This is a genomic window from Sediminicola sp. 1XM1-17, assembly GCF_037203765.1.
Classification (GTDB): domain Bacteria; phylum Bacteroidota; class Bacteroidia; order Flavobacteriales; family Flavobacteriaceae; genus Sediminicola.
Genome location: NZ_JBBCAS010000006.1, coordinates 188,579 through 208,780 on the forward strand (window position 1 = coordinate 188,579; position 20,202 = coordinate 208,780).

Sequence of the window (20,202 nt, forward strand, 5' to 3'; positions counted from 1 at the left end):
ATCAAGAAATACTTTCCAATAGCTTCTTGAGTGTTACTTGGGCTGCATAGGTCCGGTTGTTGGCCTGTTCAATGACCAATGATCGTTCGCTATCCAATACTTCATCTGCTACCACTACATTCCTACGTACGGGCAGACAGTGCATAAATTTCGCTTCGCCCAATTTTTTTAAGTTCATGGTCCATTTGGAATCCTTGTTGGTGATCTGTCCGTAATTGGTGTAATTGCTCCAGTTTTTGACGTATACAAAATCCGCGTTTTCCAGGGCTTTTTCCTGGTCATACTCAATGGTACAGCCTTGGGTTACCTTTTCGCTCAACTCATAGCCCTTCGGGTGGGTAATGATGAAATCTGCCTCTTGTCGCTGCATCATTTCCACAAACGAATTTGCTACGGCATGGGGCAAGGCCCTAGGGTGTGGGGCCCAAGAAAGAACAATTTTTGGTTTTGGTTTGGTGTTGTGCTCTGCCAAGGTGATGGCATCTGCCAATGCCTGTAACGGATGTCCCACAGAACTTTCCATATTCAGTATGGGTACAGTAGCAAATTTTTTAAATGATTCCAAGACTACTTCGGCCTCATCTTCCTCCTTATTGGTAAGGGATGCAAAAGCCCTAATACCTATAATGTCACAGTACTGGGAAATTACTTGGGCAGCTTCCTTTACATGTTCCGATGATCCTTGGTCCATAATTGTGCCATCCCCATATTCCAACGCCCAGCCCTCACTGCCAAAATTCATGACAATGACCTCCATGCCCAAGTTCATCGCTGCTTTCTGCGTGCTCAAACGGGTCCGAAGGCTGTTATTGAAAAAAAGCAATCCTAGGGTTTTGTCTTTTCCCAGGGCTTTATCGCGTTTGGGATCTGCTTTCAGGGATCTTGCCTCCTCAACCCAATCGGGCAGGGAGTCAATATCTTTTAGGGATAGGTAATGTAACATGTCTTTATTTTATTTTGGTAAAATTGCTTTTATGGTTCAGGGCATCCAGAATGAAATTTTCCTTTAAGCCGTTTACGATCCAGGTTTCTATATGGGCCTCGTTGGCGATGGTGGCCGCTTCAATTTTGGATTGCATGCCTCCAGTGCCCTTGGAGGATTTTAGTCCACTTACCTCCCTTTGGAGCACCCTAAGGTTGATCACCTCCTTGATTGTTTCGGGCTTGTTGTTTTCCAAGGACTCCTTGGTATAAATGCCATCCGTATTCGTGGCAATAATAAGCAGGTCCACATTCAAGAGGGCGGCGGTAAGCGCAGCCAATTTATCATTGTCCCCAAACTGTATTTCATCCGTGGCCACCGTATCGTTTTCGTTGATGATGGGAATAAAGTTATTGCTTACCAACACGTTGATGGTATTGCAAATGTTCACCTTGGAAGCTTCCTTTTCAAAATCGGAATACGAAAGAAGGCACTGTGAGGTCAATAGTCCCAATTCCCTGAAGTTCTCTTGGAAAATCCGCATCAGGTGGGGCTGGCCGATAGCCGCCAATGCTTGCTTTACATTGATATCTGCACCATTATGCTCCAATTTTACAAACTGCCTTGCGGCGGCAATAGCTCCGGAACTCACAATAATAAATTCATATTGGTCTTTTAATGCCGCTATCTGACGGGCAATATCCTCAATCTTCCCTCTGGAAATCTGATCGGTCTCCTTGGTCAGGGTATTGGTGCCAATTTTTATTAATATCCGTTTTTTATTCATCCGATATGTTGCTCTTCTGCTTATTGTCCTAATTTAAGTTCCTTTTGAAGGGCCTCAAAGAATAGATCGATTTGTTTTTTGGTAATATTCAAGGCAGGGAGAATCCTTAATACACGCTTGTCCTTTGCTCCTCCGGTAAAAAGATGTTGGTTATAGATCAGTTTTTTGCGTAGTTCGGATACATCAAAATCGAATTCCAAGCCCAACATTAGGCCTTTTCCTTTGACTCTCTTTACCTGAGGAATCTTTGCTGCCTCGGATTTGAAATATTCATATAATTTGTTGGTGTTCTCTATGAGGAATTCTTGTTCAATGACCTCCAATACGGCCAATGCTGCTGCACATGCCAAATGATTGCCACCAAAGGTGGTGCCCAAAAGGCCGTAGGATGCTTTGATGCTTTCGTGGATCAAAACGCCACCAATGGGGAACCCGTTGCCCATGCCCTTCGCAATCGTTATGATGTCGGGCTGGATATCATGATGTTGGAACGCAAAAAATTTGCCACTTCGGCCGTAACCGGACTGTACCTCGTCTGCTATCAAAAGTACTTGGTGTTCCTTGCATAGGGCTGCAATAGCCTGATAAAATTCTGTGGTGGGCTCGTCCAGTCCCCCAACGCCCTGAATGGCTTCCAGGATCACCGCACAGACGTCACCTTGTTCAATTTCTTTGGTAAAGGCCTCAAGATCATCAAAAGGCAAAAATGTGACTTTTTGTTGCTGGTTGATGGGCGCATTTATTTTGAGGTCGTCCGTCGCCGCTACAGCCGCAGAAGTCCTACCATGAAAGCTATTGTGAAATGCCAATACCCTTGATTTGCCCGTTTGGAAAGAAGCTAATTTCAAGGCATTCTCATTGGCTTCTGCCCCAGAATTGCACAAGAAAAGGTTGTAATCCTCGCATTCGGACAGTTTTCCCAATTTTTCTGCCAATTCGCACTGCAAAGGATTTTGTATGGCATTGCTGTAAAACCCGATCTGATCCAATTGTTCCTTGATGCGCCTTACATAATGAGGGTGCGAATGGCCAATGGAGATTACCGCGTGTCCTCCATAAAAATCAAGGTATTTCTGGCCTTTGTCATCGGTCACAACAATACCCTTGGCGGTCACTGGGGTTACGTTATAAAGTGGATAAACATCAAATAGGTTCATTGTTATTCTCTTTTAATTTGATTGATCTTTTCATAGGAAGCCACTATACCCTGGATAAGGGAGGAGCTCAATCCTTGGTGTTCCATTTCGTTCAGTCCCTGAATGGTACACCCCCTTGGGGTAGTCACCCTGTCTATCTCCTCTTCCGGATGGTTGCCCGAAGCGATGAGCAATTGGGCAGCTCCATTGCAGGTATGCATGGCCAGTTCTTGAGCCTCTTTGGCATCAAACCCCAATTGAATGGCGCCTTGTGTGGTGGCCCTGATAAGCCGCATCCAAAAAGCGATGCCACTGGCACAAATTACCGTGGCCGCTTGCATCTGACCTTCAGGAATGACCATGGAATGCCCCATTCTGTTGAAGATGGTTCTGGCAAGTTCAATTTTTTCCTGACCCTTTTCATTGCCACAGATACAGGTCATGGACTGGCCTACCGAAATTGCAGTATTGGGCATACTTCGAATGATGTAGTTGTCCTTTCCAATGACTTTTTCTATACGGTCAATGCTAAAGCCGGTTATGGTGGAAATAAGGATATGCCGTTGGGTGAAATGTCCTTTCAGGTTTTCTAGCAAACCCTCAAAATGGACAGGTTGTACGGCAAATATTATGATGTCCGAATTTTTTAGAGCTTCCGTGTTATCCTTGGTTACGGTGACATTCCCATAGGATTCAAGGGCTTTAATCTGGGTTATATCTCTTTTTGTGAGGTATATGGAGGATATTCCGTCATTTGTGCTCAATAATCCTTTGGCTATGGACAAACCTAGATTTCCCGCCCCAATAATGGCTACTTTCATTTTTTGATTGGTTTATGCGTGTATGATCACAACACTTTATTATCTATAATTGGATGGTTTAAAATACCCCTGCTTTTAGTTGTAGACCTTCCGTCTCGTCAAAACCGAGCATCAGGTTCATGTTTTGTACGGCCTGACCGGATGCTCCTTTTAATAAATTATCGATCACCGAAGTAACAAGAAGAATATTGTTGTGTTTATGCAGATGGATATGGCAATAATTTGTGTTCACCACCTGCTTCAAACTAATCTCATCCTCAGAGACCTGGGTAAACAGGGCCTTGGCATAGAACTTTTGATACAATGAATAGGCATCTGTTAGACTTCCCTCATAATGCGTATAGGCAGTGGCAAAAATCCCGCGGGTGAAATTACCCCTACTGGGCAAGAAGATCAGGTCTCCCGCATTGTTCTGAAGGGAATGAAGACTTTCATTGATTTCTCCAAGATGCTGGTGGGTAAATGGCTTATACCAAGACACATTGTTGGTCCTCCAGCTGAAATGTGAGGTTGCCGTAAGACCAACCCCCGCCCCAGTGCTCCCGGTAACGGCATTTACATGTACCGTATGCTCCAGAGCTCCTGCATCCGCCAAAGGCAAAAGGGCCAATTGGATGGCTGTAGCGAAACACCCTGGATTAGCAACGTGATTTGCATTTCTAATGGATTCCCTGTTCAATTCAGGAAGCCCATAGATAAAATTCTTGCCAATGAAATTCGCATCGGCATGTAATCTGAAATCGTTGCTCAGATCTATAATTTTGGTATCGGCAGAAAACGGGTGCTCTTTAAGAAAGGAGGTAGAATTCCCATGCCCCAAGCAAAGAAATACCACATCCACATTTAAATTGACCTCTCCCGTAAACTCGATGCCAGTAACTCCCAAAAGATCGGGGTGTGCGGTGGATACTTTTTTGCCCGCCCTTGTTGTACTGTAAATAAAATCGATGCTCACTTTGGGATGGTTCAAAAGGATTCTGGTCAGTTCACCCCCCGTATATCCCGATCCGCCTATAATTCCCGCTCTAATCATATCCGTTGTTAACGTGGTTAAATATTTTTCCGGCGTTGGATAATATCTTGATAAATCCTTTGGCGTCCTCAGCGGTCCAGCCTTTGTTCATTTCTCCATAGCTGCCGAAAGAAGCATTCATCAGATCGTGCTTGGATTCTATTCCATTCAGTTGGAAACGATAAGGGTGGAGGCTTACAAGGACATCTCCCGAAACGTATTTCTGGGTGTCGGTCAAAAAGACCTCGATATTTCTCATAACCTCGTCCAAATAATTCCCTTCATGCAATAGCATACCATAAAAGTTTCCTTGTTGCTCTTTCTGGAATTGTTGCCATTTGCTCAAGGTGTGTTTTTCCAACAAATGGTGGGCCTTGATAATTATAAGGGAGGCTGGTGCTTCAAAGCCTACCCTGCCTTTTATGCCAATAATGGTATCTCCAACATGTATATCCCTGCCTATGGCATATTTCGATGCCAGTTCGTTTAAGGCGATAATATTGTTCACGGGAGTGTTCCCATTGCCATTGATGGCTACCAGCTCACCCTTTTTAAAGGTGAGTTTAACTTCCGTTGGATCTGTTTCTTGTAACTGACTGGGATAGGCGTTGTCCGGTAATGCGGCATAGGATGTCAGCGTCTCCTCTCCACCAACAGAGGTGCCCCATAGGCCACGATTGATGGAATATTTGGCTTTTGCCCATGGGTAATCTACCCCGTTTTCTTTAAGATATGCTATCTCAGCCTCCCGTGATAGTTTGTGGTCCCTAATAGGGGTGATGATCTCAATTTCTGGGGCTATGATTTGAAATATCATATCGAACCTCACTTGATCGTTACCGGCCCCGGTGCTGCCATGGGCAATATATGAAGCACCAATTTTTTTGGCATGGTTCACTATTTCTATGGCCTGCACAATTCGTTCGGCACTAACAGAGAGGGGGTAGGTATTGTTTTTGAGAACATTACCGAAGATCAAATATTTGACCACCTTCTCATAAAATGTCTGAACGGCATCAATGGAGGTATAGGTGGATGCTCCCAGTTCCAATGCTTTTTCCTCGATATTGGCTATTTCCTCTTTTGAAAATCCGCCGGTATTGACACTTACTGCGTGTACTTCAAATCCTTGGTCCTTTGATAGATATTTTGCACAATAAGATGTGTCCAGTCCACCACTATAGGCTAATACTAATTTTTTCATTTTTCTTTCTTTTTAAGGAACAATTGCTCCTTGATGCTTTTTAATCTTGTAAATGCTTTTGTATTCAATTTGTTGTCTTCCACTTTTTTCTTGGCATGTGGATCGTACAACATGCCCGTACAGAGACACATTTTTGTTTCCGTCCTGGTCAGGATGTCAAAATTCTTACAGGTCTGACAGCCTTTCCAAAATTCGGGGTCATTGGTGAGTTCTGAGAAGGTCACAGGTTTGTAACCAAGCTCGTAGTTCATTTTCATTACGGCAAGTCCCGTAGTGATTCCAAATATCTTTGCGTCAGGAAATTTTTTTCTGGAAAGTTCAAATACGGCCTTTTTAATTTTTTTGGCAAGGCCTTGTCCTCTATAATCCGGGTGGACTATCAGTCCAGAATTGGCAACAAACTTCTCGTGGCCCCATACTTCAATATAGCAGAATCCGGCAAAAGTATCTCCGTCCAGTGCTAAAATGGCATTGCCATTTTTTAACCTTTTCTCAATATACTCCGTAGTGCGTTTGGCTATACCGGTACCGCGAACCTTGGCAGATTCCTCAATGGTATCACAGATAACCTGGGAGTATTTAAAATGTGATTCGTTAGCAATAACAATCTTCATTGAATGTTGCTTTAGGATTAAAATAAAATAATGATTTTTTTCGAGAATTGGAAATGGACTCACCTATTTCCATAGTAGAAGCGCACCCTTACGGGCGACGACGTGTAGGCGTAAATGAATAAGCGGGAAAGGAAACCCGATTATGACAATTTATATGTGTTGTTTCATTCATTACAAAACAAATGTACCAATAAAAATGAATTAGGGGCAAAACATGATTATTTTTTACAAAATAACAGGTTTTTGTTATTTAGGTTGATCAATTCATAGGCAAGAAAGCCATACACTAGGAGATATTCAATGCTGATGATCAATAAGTTCTCTTGAAACTGGGTATTGGAATAGGCCCAATAACTCAATATGACAAGTAGGGACCATACCAAAGGAAACCGGAATTCGGTGAATATGGCCAGAAGGACCAAGAAGATGATATACCAAGGATGTACGGTTGTGGAGAGGAAGTAATAACAGCTCAGAATCCATAACATGGCAGTGACCAAAGAGGAAACAGTTAAGTTGTTCCTCTTAAAGGTGAAAACCAAAACCAGAACAATTACCAGAAAAGGTATAATTTTACCATAGACCTTGATCATCTCATAGGCGGGGACATCCATTTGCGATCCAATGGCTTTAATTACATTATAGATGCTGGCGTTAAACTCAAAATTGGAAAACCACAAACCTATGGTATCGGCATAATGCGAAATGAATTCCAAAGTAAAAAAGGGAAGGGTGCCTATTACAATGGTTGCTCCAATCAGACTATAGAACAGCATACTTTTTTTGATGCCGAAATGTTTTAAGAATAAAGGTAGGAACAATAGGGGCACTAGTTTTGTCATTATGGATAGGGCGTAAAGCACGCCACCCCATACCCACCTATTCTTGGCTATAAGATATATGGAGGCCAAAAAGAAAAACAACATGACACCTTCAAAATGTAGGTTTCCGGTTAGTTCAACGATAACAAGGGGATTCAGGAAATACCAAAAGATCAAATACGTTGATCTATTGAGATGCTTCAGTAGCCTGATGCCAAAAATCAATATGCCCAGATCTGCCAATAGGATGATGGTACGCATGGCTATGATACCGCCTAGAATGGAGGATCCCCCAAATAAGGTTGCGATAGCAAATAGCACTTGGTTCAGGGGTGGGTAATTTGAAAAATGCATGGCACTGAGTTCACCCATACCCAAATGCAACTCCCTTGCATTGGCAATGACCAGATTTCCATGTGCCATAAGTTGGTCAGGTGTATACAGATAGGGGTTGATCCCATGACTGACCAGTTCTCCATCCCAAATAAAACGGTAAAAGTCCTGAGAGAGATTGGGGGTGGCCAAAAGGAATGCCAGGCGGAACAGTATGCCGGCAGTGATCATAAATTTGAAGTTCCACTTTTCGAATTGGATGATCTTAAAACACAAAAAAAATAACCCTACGGATAGGGTTATTAATTTTATAAAATCAGATCTGTCCAGATCATAAGCAAAACTCCCATAAAACACGATGCTGATCAGCACCATAAGGATTGGAAATTTATGAAGTTTCCAATAGGAGGACATACTTATGCTTTGGCCGTAAGTGAGTTAAAGAATACAAATCCAAAACCTAGGAACAACATAAAATGGAATGGGAACAAACCAAAATCGTTCAAAGGAATTGCACTGTACATTCCAAACAAGAAATAGATCATTAACATAGCTTCCAAGATCATGTTTGGAGATAATTTTTTGGTCAGGTATTTGTTTCCTTTCCAGCTATCTGTAAGGCTGTTGATGTTGAATTTGGGCGTTCTAACAAATTCGCTTCTTTTACCCATATGGCCTTCCAAAACGGCCATTGAATTGTGCAAAGAAAAGCCCAATGCAACGGAGAAGAAGGTAAAGAACAACTTGATATAGTCCACAAAATTGTCAAAACTACTGCCCTGAATACTCTTATAGGTGAACCAATAGCATACAAACAAGATAATGGTGCTCACTACAAAGAAACTGGTGACTTCAAAGATCCATCCCAAGTGCCCGTACATATTTTTAATGTACAACATAGGAATACTCAAAAATGCTACGATGAAAACACAAAGGAACATAGAGCTGTTCAACAAGTGCATAACGCCGTGGAATTTGGTTTTGAAAGATATGTTTCTAGAGGTAATAACACTCAAAACAGTTTTCCTAAAGTTCTCCGCTCCACCCTTGTTCCAACGAAATTGCTGTGAACGGGCAGCACTGATCACTACGGGAAGCTCAGCAGGAGTTTCTACATCTTCCAGGTATTTGAACTTCCAATTTTTCAATTGAGCCCTATAGCTCAAGTCCAAATCTTCGGTCAAGGTATCACCTTCCCAGTTACCGGCATCCAGGATACATTCCTTTCTCCAAATACCTGCAGTACCGTTAAAATTGATGAAATGGCCTTTTGCGTTTCTTCCCACTTGTTCCAAGGTGAAGTGTGCATCCAAAGCAAAAGCCTGGATTCTGGTCAAGGTAGAATAATCTCTGTTGATATGTCCCCAACGGGTCTGAACAACACCGATCTCTTCATCCTTGAAATAGATAACTGTCTTTTTCAACCAATCTGCGTCCGGCAAGAAGTCGGCATCAAAAATTGCGATGAAGTCACCTTTTGCAATTTTAAGTCCTTCTTTCAAAGCTCCTGCCTTATAACCAGATCTATTTTCTCTTCTAATGTGAGAAATATCCAAACCTGTTTCTTTCAGCGCTTCTATTCTTTTGGCCGTATCATGTACCGAATCATCGGTAGAGTCGTCCAAGACCTGAATTTCAAGTTTGCTGGAAGGGTATTCAATTTTTGCAATATTCTCCAACAATCGCTCTACCACATACTCTTCGTTGTAAATAGGCAATTGAATGGTAACAAATGGAATCTCTTTTGGATCGAGGAGATTGTATTTAGGAGCCTCTTGGTTCCGTCTCTTGTACCAAAGATAATTTACAAGAAGGTTCAATTGAGCCAAACTGTAAAAGAAGATTAAAACTAGAGCAATACTGTAGATTGCAATGATAATGTAAGTGATGGTTAGTCCCATTTTAGATGATAAAGAAAAGTGTGATTAAGTTTGTTTTTTATTTAATACTGTATTTAAAAATCCAACCTAGGATTTTTATGCCTGCAAATATACTACCTTTTACCGTACCTGACACTTTTGACACCCCAATTCTTTTTTTGTAACGAACTGGTACTTCGGTGTATGTAAGTTTCTTACGTAACGCTTTGAGTTGCATTTCTACAGTCCAACCATAGGTTTTGTCCTCCATTTCAAGGGCCAACAACTGGTTGTATTTTATGGCTCTAAAGGGGCCTAAATCTGTAAATTTTGCTTTAAAAAGCATTTTCATTAGAAAAGTTGCCAGATTATTGCCGAATATTTGTTGCGGTGTCATGGAACCTTGTTCCCTCAACTCTTTTACACGCGCCCCAACTACAAAATCTAAATCCTTCTCTATAATGGGTTCAACTACCTTGGTTATCTCTTCCGGGTAATCGGAATAGTCACCGTCGATAAATACGATAATATCGGGTGTTTTGGATTTTTTGGCTATATAATCCATTCCACAAAGACAAGCATAACCATATCCCATCCTGTTTTCTGTTAGTACAGTGGCGCCCATATTCTGGGCGTTAATGGCCGTTCTGTCAGTAGAATTATTGTTTACCACAATAATTTCCGAAACATAATCGGGTATTTCTCGGATTACTTTCGCAATGGAATCTTCTTCATTATAGGCAGGAATAATTACGTTGATGTCTTTCATTCTACTATTTTTGAACAGGTATCTGCTCTTCCTTCCTCTATTAATTTGGATTCCATTTTTTGTTAAATCCTTTAACTTTTCATTTTTTTAAAAAGCGGACAAAAGTATATAACTTATTGTCAACTTCAACAAGAAACCAAAAATGTTTTATAATTATTTTTGATTCACCAGATCCATGAGGTTTACATCGTTGCCCAAAAGAATTTCCGTTGCGTTGATACGACCTTTTTCCGGCCCATTTTCCAGTTTCAACACGCCTCGAGGACAAACGGCCGAACATATTCCACAGCCAACACAGCTAGACCTTACTATGTTTTCTCCCCGCTGTGCATAGGCCCTAACATCTATTCCCATTTCGCAATAGGTAGAGCAGTTGCCGCAAGAAATACATTGCCCTCCGTTGGTGGTGATCCTAAACCTTGAAAAAAGGCGTTGTTGGAATCCAAGAATCGCGGCCATGGGGCATCCAAACCTGCACCATACCCTGTTACCAAATATAGGATAGAATCCGGTGCCAATGACCCCCGAAAAAATGCTTCCTATCAAGAACCCGTAGGTTTTTCTCAGGGTTTCAGATTTGAAAAGAAATACGTTGCCATCACCGTTGAGGTAGTGAAAACCTATGAGGGCTATGATAATGGTAAAATATCCTATTGCACCATAACGGGCATCTTTTTGAAGTTCCTTTCTTTTAAAAAGCATGACCCATCCAAAGACCAAGGTCAATATCCCAGCAACTCCAAGTAAAAAGGTGTTCTTGGTCAACCAATATTTACTGCTATCGTTTCCAAGATAGGAATAAATCACGGCCGTGGTCATCAAGGTCACAAATACCACCACGCTGTGAACAACCCACCTCTCTATTTTCCAAGCCTTTTGGGTCTTGTCGCTCAATTGGCGAAAGGCATCACCTGCTGTTTCGGCTAGACCACCACATCCACAGACCCATGAACAATACCATCGTTTTCCGTATTTATAGGTGAGAATAGGGGTGATAACAAAGATGGAAAGGATACCAAAAATGAGCATGGCCAAACCTATATCTCCTGCATCGATCATACTGTTTACCCTATAGCGCTCAAAATTATAATAGTTGAGGGGCCAGATATTTTTGAGGTCGTAATAAGGAAGTGAAAAGGAATCGCTGTTCAATCTCGACATGAATTCGGGGATCAGAAAAGCAAAGGCAGTCTGGAAGAACATGACACTGGAGGTACGGATCATTTCATACCTGTTGTGTCTGTATTTCCAGATAAATTTGATTCCAAATGCCAAAATAGCGATGGTGTACAGTGTTCCATATACAAACCATTGACTTGCCGGGTTGCCGCTGAGGAGATAGCTCAAAGGATCAAAAAGGGCAATGATCCCCGTATTTTTGCCAGCTTCGGCAAGACCGAGATATTGGGGATAAAAATAAAGTACAATATAAAATGTGGTTAGGGCAATACCTGCCATCCATGCCCATACGCCCCTGCTAGAGACAGATTTGAACCATACCCCGTCATTCTTAATTCCTTTTGAAGTATTTACATACGCTGCTGCAGAGAACCAGACTGTTCCTGAAAAAATAGCTGTTAAAGCGATGGTGAGCCATAGTGCTTTTTGTGGAAAATCAACGTTTAAAGTTGCTAGGAAGAGAATGGCAAGGCCGCTCATTCCCAAAACCGTCGCTATTTTCTGACCAGTGGTCAATGCTTTGGGAGGTGTGCCGGTCAAGGCCATATTTTTGTCGTACGTACTCATGTTGGAAAGTGGTTATGCGTTGAAAAATATTCTTTTGAGGCTTTTCTTTTTGACACCAATGGTGGTATTGAATTGGTTGTTGTATTTGGCCACAATGGCTTCCTCATAGCTGGTGTAAAATTCAGGGTCAAAATTGGCATCCTTTAAATGAGCCATCACGTGGTCCACGGATCGGTGTTCCGTCAACCATCTATCAATTATTTCATGTCTCATCCGAATGCCAAAAGTGTTGATGCCCAAAAATTCTTTGGTATCCCTATGGTAAGAAATGGTGATACAGGCTTTTTCGTGGTCATGCCTCCAATGGAAATGTTCCTCGTAAGGTTTGATATTCCGTTCGCTGAAAACCCATCCGTAGGTTTGGTATTCGATATCCAAAAATTTGGCAGAGTTGAACCAGTGTCCTGGATTGTATTGGGTTGGATTGCCACAGATAGTCTGGGCTATGGCTTCGCCCATCATCCTGCCGGTATACCAGACGGCCTCCACTGGTTTTCTGTTGCCAATGGCTTCCCGCTGTTCCGCACAATCGCCAATGGCATAGATATCCTCAATATTGGTTTCCAACATGCGGTTAACCTTTATGCCCTTTCCTAATTCCAGTCCAGAACCTTTTAGAAAATCAATATTCGGTGTTACACCGGCCGTAAGGCCAACCAAATTGCAGGCAATGGTTTCACCCTTATCAGTGACAACGGCCATGGCATTGCCAGCTTCATCTGAAATTATTTCTTTTAAATTAGTGTTCAGCCGGAGATCTATATGGTGTTCCAAAATATGTTCATTGATCATTTCGGATTCCCCTTTTGGAAGCACCCCGTTCCAAAAGCTTTCCTCCCGGACCAAAAAAGTTACCGGAATATCTCTGGTACGAAGCATTTCCGCCAATTCTATGCCTATGAGTCCGCCACCAACAATTATCGCACGTTTGCACATATCCTTGTTGGGGGCATGTATTTCTAAATTATCCAAATCTTGTTTGGAATACAGTCCTTGAACCCCTTTCAAATCTTGTCCGGGCCAACCGAATTTATTGGGTTTGGAGCCGGTTGCTATAATAAGTTTGTCATATGTCATAGATTCTGAATGGGCCAATTCAATCGTTTTGGATCCGTGGTCTACTTTTGTGACGTAGCCTTTTACAAGTTCCAAACGATTTTTGGACCAAAAGAAATCTTCATAGGGCTTTATATGCTCAAATTGCATATGCCCCATATAGACATACATAAGGGCTGTACGGGCGAAGAAATGTTCGGTCTCTGCGGAAACAATCGTTATTTTTTTATCTGAAAGCTTTCTAATGTGCCGGGCAGCGGTAACTCCTGCTATCCCATTACCAATAATAACAATATGTTCCATGTGTTGGGTAGTTGTTTTTCCTTAAGTCGTGCTTAAATATAAGAACTTAATTTCAGGGGTTAAGTTTTACATTCTTTAATAGTCCATCCCTAATGTTAATATGGGACCATATTTCGTTACTAGAAGTAAAATTGCAGTATTTTAGAGCTATGAAAAAACTGATCCTCTTTGTCCTATGTGCCTTGCAACTATCCTGTATTAGTCAGGATAGAAAAAAAATAAATGGCGTAAGTTTTGTTGCTTCCAGGGATCGGGCCTCTCAGGAGCACGTTGATGCCCTGTTGCGTATCAATGCGGAATCAGCCGCCGTCATGCCCTTTGGTTTTATTAGGGATGTTGCATCCCCAGAAATTATTTTTGATACTGAAAGGCAGTGGTTCGGTGAGACCAAGAAGGGGGCAAGACAATATATCGAATTGCTTCATAAAAATGGATTAAGGGTGATGATGAAGCCCCAGATCTGGATTTGGAAAGGGACCTTTACGGGTACCTTGAAAATGAACTCGGAAGAAGATTGGAAAAGATTGGAGTCCTCCTATTCCAATTTTATTATGGCCTATGCTGAACTGGCACAAGAAACAAAGACCGAATTTTTTTGTGTAGGGACCGAATTGGAAAAGTTTATAGAGCACAGGCCGGCATATTGGCATGGCCTTATTAAAAAAATCAGGGCGGTTTACAAGGGCAAGCTGACCTATGCGGCCAATTGGGATGAATACCAAAAGACCCCCTTTTGGAAGGCACTGGACTATATTGGGGTAGATGCCTATTTTCCTTTGTCAGAGGAGAAGACCCCTTCGGTAGCGCAATTGGTAATGGGGTGGAAACCCTATAAGGAACAACTTAGATTACTCTCAGAAAATCTGGATAAACCCGTGATTTTTACCGAATATGGTTACAGAAGCAACGATTACACTGCAAAACGTCCTTGGTTGGTAGATAGGAGTAAGGACGATGTTAATCTTCAGGCTCAAGCGAATGCCACCCAGGCCATATTTGAATCATTTTGGGAGGAGGATTGGTTCCAGGGCGGTTTTGTATGGAAATGGTTCATAGACCACGCTGCTGCAGGTGGAGGAAATGACAATAGATTTACCCCTCAAAATAAGCCTGCGGAGAATGTTATCAAGAGCTTTTATAAAAATCATTGATCTAATATTATAATAGAGGCTTTGCTTTTTGGAAGTGGACTTAATTTTTGATAATCTTTGTGCAAAATTAGCACTGTGTATCCCAATAGAAGTAGTCTCCTATTCGTAATTTTCCTTGTAGCCTCGCTGACCATCAATGCCCAAAATTCGGTAAGGACCGTTATTGCGGAAAAGGGGGACGGCATTTTCTCCATCCTTAGGAAACAGGGCATGGACCCCATTAAACATTATGGTCATTTTGTAGCCTTGAACAAAGATAATCTAAGGGATAGCATCCAACTTTATGAGGGAAGAAAATATATTCTGCCTCCCTTTGTGGAAGAAAGTGTTGAAGTTTTGGATACTATCCAGAAAAAGTCGACCGAACGAAAGATTGTAGCCAAGGAAGCGGAACATTCCATTTTTGGCAGAAAGTATGCAGCTGTACCGAATATGAGCAAAGCTCTGGACGGGGCCGTGTATTACCTTATTTCCGGGCACGGTGGACCCGACCCCGGTGCCATAGAAAATTACGAAGGAAAAATTATTGCCGAAGATGAGTATGCCTACGATATAACCTTGCGGTTGGCCCGTGAATTAATGTCACAAGGGGCGAAGGTGTATATTATTATACGCGACCCCAATGATGGTATCAGGGATGAGCGCATCTTGGAAATAGATAGGGACGAGGTCACCTATCCGGCGTTGGAGATACCACTGAACCAATTGGCCCGACTGAAACAAAGGACCGATGCGGTCAACGCCCTGTACGCGGAAAATAGGGGAAAATACCAAAGGCTTATTGTGACCCATGTGGATAGCCGTAGTAGTGGGCAAAATATCGATGTTTTCTTTTACCATCATGAGCACAGCAAGAACGGAAAACGGTTTGCGGAGAATATCCACACAACTTTCCAGAACAAGTACCAGAAATATCAGCCCCATAGGGAGTATTCTGGAACCTTTGAGGATCGTACCAATTTGTATGTTATAAAAAATACCCATCCGGCCATGGTCTATATAGAAATTGGCAACATCAAAAACACCAAAGACCAGAGGAGAATTTTGGATCCCGATAACAGACAGGCATTGGCAAAATGGATCTCGGAAGGTGTGTTGTTGGATTATCAGACCCGAAATAAAGTGCCCTAGGAGGCAATATTCTTTCTGTAGTAGTTGTGGAGACGTTCCGGACTTGCACCCAGTAGGTTGATAAGGTGTATCATCCCAAAATGGTATTGTAGGCGGATGGTGCCATTTTTATTGTATTTCCTAGCAGAAGTCAGAACTTCTTGTGGCAATACCTTAAATCCATCCAATTTATAAAGTCGCCCTATAAATTCAGTATCCTCATAAATGATATAGGTCTCATTGAAACCATTGGACCTGTGCCATAATTCTTTGGTGATAAACAGGGATTGATCTCCTCCCCGACAAATTTTGTGGTTGATCCGTGTAAACCATGCGGATGCTTTTAAAAGCCAATTGTTGGAATCGAATTTCATGCGAAAACATCCTGCCGATTTTCCAAGGACCACTGCGTTTAATATGTGGGAATCGAAATCTTTGGGAGGATAGGTGTCGGCATGTAAAAAGTACAAAATAGTACCTGTTGCCACTTCTGCCCCTTTGTTCATCTGCTTGGCCCTACCTTTTTCTGAGTGCAGAGGAATAGCACCAAATTCTTTGGCAATTGCCATACTATGGTCCGTGCTACCTCCATCTACCACAATAATCTCCTCTACCTGTGCGGTTTTACTGTTGTTGCGAAGAAAAGCCAGTAAATTGCCAAGGTTTTCCGCCTCGTTGAGTACGGGGATGATAATGCTTATTTTAAGGGGTTCGTTTTGATGCATTAAGGCTCCAATCGTAGTTAATGTAATCTATGCTGGTGTCTTTGTTCAGCTTGGTGTCCGAATATTGATTGATATATTCATAAAGGGACATCTTATCGGTGAAGTCCTTTTTGTACCACTTGAAAATTTGTGATAGCATGGCCTTGTCTTTCCTTATCGTATTTCTTTTAGGATCATTCACGAAACTCTCTGCCGTTCTTTGGAACTGTTCTTCCAATTTTTCCACTGTAAAGGCCTCATTCAATAGTTTGGGGCAGGAATAGGAAGCGCAGTTGATGGCAAAATGGATTCTGGGCTCGTCCATCTTTCGCAAAATATTGTGTTCAATATCCCCTAGGGAGAATTGTTTGTCCCTAATGGTCACTACTTTTCTGTTCCATGGACCTTTTAGATCTTTAATACTGTTAAGGGGGTAATTGTCCAAGATCAATTTTACGGTAGCGGCATTGTACAAATTGATATAGTATACCAATTTGCTCTCTTTGGTGTCGTATTCCGAAACCGGGTTTTTGGTCTGCTGATCCAAGTAGGAGTTTAGTAGGCCAATTTCCTTGCGGAAGCTCTTATAATCTACATTGCCATCCTTGTCAACATATTTCTTCAGAAGATTGTCCCAGATTGTATAATCTACTTTCTGAGGTGATAGGGCGCTAGGGTCATGGGCAGTGCTCTTGGCATTGCCCATGTTAAATCCTGTGATGACCAACAGTAAGATTGTGATTCGGTTTACAAAGTGCTTCATGGGAATCTATTAACTAATGTCTTAGTGTGCAATTACAAATAAACCTTACAATAGGTAATGAAAGGAGTCGTCACTTTTATGGCTAGCAGCAGCCACCCCCATTATAATGCCAGGTACTTTCACTGATATGGATCTGCGCACTGGCCTCGGCCAAGGCAGCGGCCGTTTTGTCACATACGGCCAAAGGTTGGTTTTGCATCAGAACGTGGCCGTTGTTATCATCAAAATAAGGTTCATCTCCATAATAAATGGCAGTTTTTCCTGTAAATATACAGGGGCCATCTACAGGCATTGGGTCTTTTATGGCGGCGATCTCTATGGATTCAATATAGATCAGTTCCTCTGTGGGGTAGTGGTTTGGTGAAAGAACGCGATAAGATTTGCGTGCCCTTATTTCTATGGTCCCAAATCCGGCATCGGTCAGAGCCTTGATATAGTCTTTCATCGGGATACTCCCGCTTAGGCAAAGAGCTCTGAGCCTGTCATCGTTCCTTAGTTTATCGTTCATGGGCTGCTCGCAGATAGGGTCGCTCATCACCAATCTGCCGTGTGGTTTTAAAATTCGGTACATCTCCTCAACTGCCTTTTTCAGGTCCTCGGCCTTAAAAATATTGAACAAACAGTTTTGGGCAGCTACATCTATACTTGCATCGGCAACCGGTAAATTCAAGGCGTCCCCTTTTACTAAGTCAACGAACTCGCTCTTGAACCAGTCGTTTTCTTTTTCGGCAATCTTGAAATTCTTTTTGGAAGCCTCCAACATTTCATCAACGACATCAACACCTGTAACGCCACCTTTTTGTCTTGAAAAGTAGGAGAACTGTAAAAGCTCCATGCCTCCTCCAACGCCAACATATAATACTTTGGGACTGTTTGTCAAATCCTGTGCAGAAACCGTGCTCCCGCATCCATAGTTCATCTCCTGCATGATCTTGGGAATGGAAAGTCCGGGAAATTGCCAGACAGGGTTTGTTGTACAGCAAAGACCCACGTCTGGGGTCATAGCAGCTTCTTTGTAAAGGTCGTTTGTGGCGTTTAAATAACTCATATCTCTTTAATTAGTTCTTTGAACAATTTTATCATTTTTGGTTCCGTTTCCCCGGCAATGGAAATGATTTCAGCAATGTTCACCGGTTTCAAATTGTCCGGGTCACATTCATCGGTAAGGACAGAAACGGCCATTACGGGCAATCGGAGGTGATTGGCAGCAATGACTTCTGGGACAGTGCTCATCCCAACAGCATCTGCTCCTATCAGTTTTATCATTCGGTACTCGGCCTTGGTTTCCAGTTGCGGACCTACCACAGAGGCGTACACCCCTTTTTGCAGGGATATGTTTTCCCTTTTGGCAATGGCTTCTACCTTTTTACGCATATTTGGGTCGTAGGGTTCACTCATATCCACAAAACGATCTCCAAATTCAGCTACATTTTTAAAGGCAAGGGGGGATCCGCCTTGGAGATTGATGTGGTCCTCGATTAGCATGATATCTCCTTTTTTGAAGTCGAGATTCACAGCCCCGGCGGCATTGGAAATAAACAGGTTCTTGATTCCCAGCTGGTGCATTACCCGAATGGGATAGGTAACATCTATCAAATCATAACCTTCGTACATATGGAAGCGACCCTGCATAACCACAACCTTTTTGCCCTCTATGGTGCCATAGATCAATTTTCCCGTGTGGAACTCTACGGTTGCCAGCGGAAAAAAAGGAATATGGTTGTAGTGCGCCTCTATTGGATTTTCAATTTCAGCTACTAATTTTCCAAGTCCCGTTCCAAGAACAATCCCCAATTCTGGGGTCTCAAAACCTTTGTTTCTTAAGTAAGCCGTGGACTCTTCTAATTGTTTTGATGTCATATTTTTAGTTTTTTTAAAAATGGTTCAAATGCTTTTATATGTTGAATGTCCTCATAGTGATCTACATCATTTTTGATCTTCAACAATTTTACGTCTTCATTTGATAGGTCGTTTAAGGAATCCTTTAGAACGGTATCGGTACCCCAGGCTTTGTTTTTGAAAAGACCGGAGTTCATTTTGGACATTCCAAGAAGGTAGTAGCCGCCGTCCTCTGCAGGTCCTATTACAAATGGCTTTTTATCCAATTCCTGGAACGCTGTATTCAGGTCTGCCGTGGAGAGATCGTACATATCACTCCCAATGATAATGATATTTTTGTATCCTGCCTCGAACCCGTCTGAGAAGGCTTTGGACATACGTTCGCCAAGATCTCCCCCGGACTGTATTTTTTTATGGTAATGGGCTGGTTCCCAAATATCATCATCCCATATTTCTTCAGAATAGTGTACCTCTTTTGTGGCCTTTGCCTCTTTGGTGATGGCATGGGTGTGAGCCAAAAGAAAAGTGTAGATTTCCAAAGCGGTTTGGTCACCTACTTTGGCTGCCAATCTAGTTTTGCACTTGCCCAATTCAGGATTTCTGGTGAAAATAAGAAGTAGGTTTTTTTGGTTTTGGGATTTCAAATTTAAAGTCATAAACGGTTTAATAAACTTTTTCTCCTTTAGTCAGGAATTTTCCCCAATGCTTACTAAATGCATGGACCTTATTGGTCTTTTGGCCCTGATTGTCAAAAACGGGATAATTTTTGTTTTTCCACTCGAAAATGCCTCCATATAGATTGTGGATATTGGTGTAGCCTGCTTCCAAAAATTGTTCCGCGGTGTTTTCGGAGCGGACCCCAATGGAGCAATACACAATGATGTGGGAGTTTGTATCAGGGACGAGTGCCAACATTTCTTTGGTGTCCAATTTTCCAGTTCCGACCCATTTCGCATCCGCAATATGGCTAACATCGTACTCCTCCTTTTTTCTTGCGTCCAAGAACACATAGTTGTCAAGGCTTTGTGCTTCGTGAACATTTATATAGGCAACATGGTGATTGTTGTATTTTAATAGGGCCTCTTCAATTGAATTTTGGGCATAGGATGACAAAATGCCTAGAAAGAGGATGAAAAAGGATATATAAAATCTCATGGGAAATGTAATGTCATTCCTAACAAAGATACCATTTTGCTCATAAAATGTACCACTTTAACAAAGCATTAGGGAAGAGGTGGTATGCTATTCAATA

At 42.1% G+C, this 20,202-nt stretch carries 20 protein-coding genes; 2 read left to right on the plus strand and 18 right to left on the minus strand.

What is annotated here, in order from left to right; translation table 11 throughout:
* Position 1: 1 nt before the first annotated feature.
* From WAA86_RS10750 to WAA86_RS10805, 12 genes are all read right to left on the minus strand, one after another.
* The gene (locus WAA86_RS10750; RefSeq protein WP_337301007.1) at positions 2 to 943 is read right to left on the minus strand and encodes an acetylornithine carbamoyltransferase; all 942 of its coding nucleotides are present in this window, start codon (positions 941 to 943) and stop codon (positions 2 to 4) included.
* A 4-nt stretch (positions 944 to 947) separates the two neighbouring features.
* Positions 948 to 1,709: a glutamate 5-kinase gene (gene proB / locus WAA86_RS10755; RefSeq protein ID WP_337301008.1), complete on the minus strand. Its 762-nt coding sequence runs from the start codon at positions 1,707 to 1,709 to the stop codon at positions 948 to 950.
* A gap of 20 nt (positions 1,710 to 1,729) precedes the next feature.
* Positions 1,730 to 2,866, minus strand: coding sequence for an aspartate aminotransferase family protein (locus tag WAA86_RS10760; protein WP_337301009.1), 1,137 nt, complete (start codon positions 2,864 to 2,866; stop codon positions 1,730 to 1,732).
* A gap of 2 nt (positions 2,867 to 2,868) precedes the next feature.
* On the minus strand, positions 2,869 to 3,666 hold the full coding sequence (proC, locus tag WAA86_RS10765; protein WP_337301010.1) for a pyrroline-5-carboxylate reductase: 798 nt from the start codon (positions 3,664 to 3,666) through the stop codon (positions 2,869 to 2,871).
* Positions 3,667 to 3,724: 58 nt separating this feature from the next.
* Complete coding sequence (gene argC, locus WAA86_RS10770) at positions 3,725 to 4,699, minus strand: N-acetyl-gamma-glutamyl-phosphate reductase (protein ID WP_337301011.1); 975 nt, start codon at positions 4,697 to 4,699, stop codon at positions 3,725 to 3,727.
* Entirely contained in the window at positions 4,692 to 5,882 is a 1,191-nt protein-coding gene (gene argG / locus WAA86_RS10775; RefSeq protein ID WP_337301012.1) for an argininosuccinate synthase, read from the minus strand. The genes argC and argG overlap by 8 nt, the downstream gene beginning before the upstream one ends.
* On the minus strand, positions 5,879 to 6,496 hold the full coding sequence (locus tag WAA86_RS10780) for a GNAT family N-acetyltransferase (protein WP_337301013.1): 618 nt from the start codon (positions 6,494 to 6,496) through the stop codon (positions 5,879 to 5,881). Before WAA86_RS10780 ends, argG begins: the two co-directional genes overlap by 4 nt.
* Positions 6,497 to 6,714: 218 nt before the next feature.
* Entirely contained in the window at positions 6,715 to 8,064 is a 1,350-nt protein-coding gene (mptB, locus tag WAA86_RS10785; protein ID WP_337301014.1) for a polyprenol phosphomannose-dependent alpha 1,6 mannosyltransferase MptB, read from the minus strand.
* 2 nt (positions 8,065 to 8,066) lie between these two features.
* Positions 8,067 to 9,551 carry a cellulose synthase family protein gene (locus WAA86_RS10790; protein ID WP_337301015.1) on the minus strand — a complete coding sequence of 495 codons (1,485 nt, stop codon included), beginning with the start codon at positions 9,549 to 9,551 and terminating at the stop codon, positions 8,067 to 8,069.
* A 37-nt stretch (positions 9,552 to 9,588) separates the two neighbouring features.
* A complete protein-coding gene (locus tag WAA86_RS10795) occupies positions 9,589 to 10,278 on the minus strand; it encodes a glycosyltransferase family 2 protein (protein ID WP_337301016.1) in 690 nt (229 codons plus the stop codon).
* A 153-nt stretch (positions 10,279 to 10,431) separates the two neighbouring features.
* Complete coding sequence (locus WAA86_RS10800) at positions 10,432 to 12,024, minus strand: 4Fe-4S binding protein (RefSeq protein WP_337301017.1); 1,593 nt, start codon at positions 12,022 to 12,024, stop codon at positions 10,432 to 10,434.
* 12 nt (positions 12,025 to 12,036) lie between these two features.
* Positions 12,037 to 13,383, minus strand: coding sequence for an NAD(P)/FAD-dependent oxidoreductase (locus tag WAA86_RS10805; RefSeq protein WP_337301018.1), 1,347 nt, complete (start codon positions 13,381 to 13,383; stop codon positions 12,037 to 12,039).
* Positions 13,384 to 13,532: 149 nt separating this feature from the next.
* Here WAA86_RS10805 and WAA86_RS10810 point away from each other — a divergent pair, with 149 nt between their 5' ends.
* Together WAA86_RS10810 and WAA86_RS10815 are read left to right on the plus strand one after the other, a co-directional pair.
* Positions 13,533 to 14,534: a glycoside hydrolase family 113 gene (locus tag WAA86_RS10810; protein WP_337301019.1), complete on the plus strand. Its 1,002-nt coding sequence runs from the start codon at positions 13,533 to 13,535 to the stop codon at positions 14,532 to 14,534.
* A 75-nt stretch (positions 14,535 to 14,609) separates the two neighbouring features.
* Positions 14,610 to 15,665: an N-acetylmuramoyl-L-alanine amidase family protein gene (locus WAA86_RS10815; protein WP_337301020.1), complete on the plus strand. Its 1,056-nt coding sequence runs from the start codon at positions 14,610 to 14,612 to the stop codon at positions 15,663 to 15,665.
* Here the strand turns inward: WAA86_RS10815 and WAA86_RS10820 are convergent.
* The 6 genes from WAA86_RS10820 to WAA86_RS10845 all read right to left on the minus strand — a co-directional run bounded on the left by WAA86_RS10820 (position 15,662) and on the right by WAA86_RS10845 (position 20,105).
* Positions 15,662 to 16,369, minus strand: coding sequence for a TIGR04283 family arsenosugar biosynthesis glycosyltransferase (locus tag WAA86_RS10820; protein ID WP_337301021.1), 708 nt, complete (start codon positions 16,367 to 16,369; stop codon positions 15,662 to 15,664). The genes WAA86_RS10815 and WAA86_RS10820 overlap by 4 nt on opposite strands.
* Positions 16,347 to 17,111, minus strand: a complete 765-nt coding sequence (locus WAA86_RS10825) for a DUF547 domain-containing protein (RefSeq protein WP_337301022.1) — start codon at positions 17,109 to 17,111, stop codon at positions 16,347 to 16,349. Before WAA86_RS10825 ends, WAA86_RS10820 begins: the two co-directional genes overlap by 23 nt.
* Before the next feature lie 82 nt (positions 17,112 to 17,193).
* Positions 17,194 to 18,159 carry an arsenosugar biosynthesis arsenite methyltransferase ArsM gene (gene arsM, locus WAA86_RS10830; protein ID WP_337301023.1) on the minus strand — a complete coding sequence of 322 codons (966 nt, stop codon included), beginning with the start codon at positions 18,157 to 18,159 and terminating at the stop codon, positions 17,194 to 17,196.
* Positions 18,156 to 18,971 carry a purine-nucleoside phosphorylase gene (locus tag WAA86_RS10835; protein WP_337301024.1) on the minus strand — a complete coding sequence of 272 codons (816 nt, stop codon included), beginning with the start codon at positions 18,969 to 18,971 and terminating at the stop codon, positions 18,156 to 18,158. Before WAA86_RS10835 ends, arsM begins: the two co-directional genes overlap by 4 nt.
* Positions 18,968 to 19,606, minus strand: coding sequence for a TIGR04282 family arsenosugar biosynthesis glycosyltransferase (locus WAA86_RS10840; protein WP_337301025.1), 639 nt, complete (start codon positions 19,604 to 19,606; stop codon positions 18,968 to 18,970). The genes WAA86_RS10835 and WAA86_RS10840 overlap by 4 nt, the downstream gene beginning before the upstream one ends.
* Before the next feature lie 7 nt (positions 19,607 to 19,613).
* Positions 19,614 to 20,105, minus strand: a complete 492-nt coding sequence (locus WAA86_RS10845; RefSeq protein ID WP_337301026.1) for a rhodanese-like domain-containing protein — start codon at positions 20,103 to 20,105, stop codon at positions 19,614 to 19,616.
* Positions 20,106 to 20,202 lie beyond the last annotated feature (97 nt).

Bases quoted from the DNA above. Each gene is read 5' to 3' on its own strand.
- WAA86_RS10780 (WP_337301013.1), bottom strand. From the start codon at position 6,496: ATGAAGATTGTTATTGCTAACGAATCACATTTTAAATACTCCCAGGTT.
- WAA86_RS10750 (WP_337301007.1), bottom strand. From the start codon at position 943: ATGTTACATTACCTATCCCTAAAAGATATTGACTCCCTGCCCGATTGG.
- argC (WP_337301011.1), bottom strand. From the start codon at position 4,699: ATGATTAGAGCGGGAATTATAGGCGGATCGGGATATACGGGGGGTGAA.
- WAA86_RS10820 (WP_337301021.1), bottom strand. From the start codon at position 16,369: ATGCATCAAAACGAACCCCTTAAAATAAGCATTATCATCCCCGTACTC.
- arsM (WP_337301023.1), bottom strand. From the start codon at position 18,159: ATGAGTTATTTAAACGCCACAAACGACCTTTACAAAGAAGCTGCTATG.
- argG (WP_337301012.1), bottom strand. From the start codon at position 5,882: ATGAAAAAATTAGTATTAGCCTATAGTGGTGGACTGGACACATCTTAT.
- WAA86_RS10835 (WP_337301024.1), bottom strand. From the start codon at position 18,971: ATGACATCAAAACAATTAGAAGAGTCCACGGCTTACTTAAGAAACAAA.
- WAA86_RS10760 (WP_337301009.1), bottom strand. From the start codon at position 2,866: ATGAACCTATTTGATGTTTATCCACTTTATAACGTAACCCCAGTGACC.
- WAA86_RS10795 (WP_337301016.1), bottom strand. From the start codon at position 10,278: ATGAAAGACATCAACGTAATTATTCCTGCCTATAATGAAGAAGATTCC.
- WAA86_RS10810 (WP_337301019.1), top strand. From the start codon at position 13,533: ATGAAAAAACTGATCCTCTTTGTCCTATGTGCCTTGCAACTATCCTGT.
- proC (WP_337301010.1), bottom strand. From the start codon at position 3,666: ATGAAAGTAGCCATTATTGGGGCGGGAAATCTAGGTTTGTCCATAGCC.
- WAA86_RS10825 (WP_337301022.1), bottom strand. From the start codon at position 17,111: ATGAAGCACTTTGTAAACCGAATCACAATCTTACTGTTGGTCATCACA.
- mptB (WP_337301014.1), bottom strand. From the start codon at position 8,064: ATGTCCTCCTATTGGAAACTTCATAAATTTCCAATCCTTATGGTGCTG.
- WAA86_RS10800 (WP_337301017.1), bottom strand. From the start codon at position 12,024: ATGAGTACGTACGACAAAAATATGGCCTTGACCGGCACACCTCCCAAA.
- WAA86_RS10805 (WP_337301018.1), bottom strand. From the start codon at position 13,383: ATGGAACATATTGTTATTATTGGTAATGGGATAGCAGGAGTTACCGCT.
- WAA86_RS10790 (WP_337301015.1), bottom strand. From the start codon at position 9,551: ATGGGACTAACCATCACTTACATTATCATTGCAATCTACAGTATTGCT.
- proB (WP_337301008.1), bottom strand. From the start codon at position 1,709: ATGAATAAAAAACGGATATTAATAAAAATTGGCACCAATACCCTGACC.
- WAA86_RS10840 (WP_337301025.1), bottom strand. From the start codon at position 19,606: ATGACTTTAAATTTGAAATCCCAAAACCAAAAAAACCTACTTCTTATT.
- WAA86_RS10845 (WP_337301026.1), bottom strand. From the start codon at position 20,105: ATGAGATTTTATATATCCTTTTTCATCCTCTTTCTAGGCATTTTGTCA.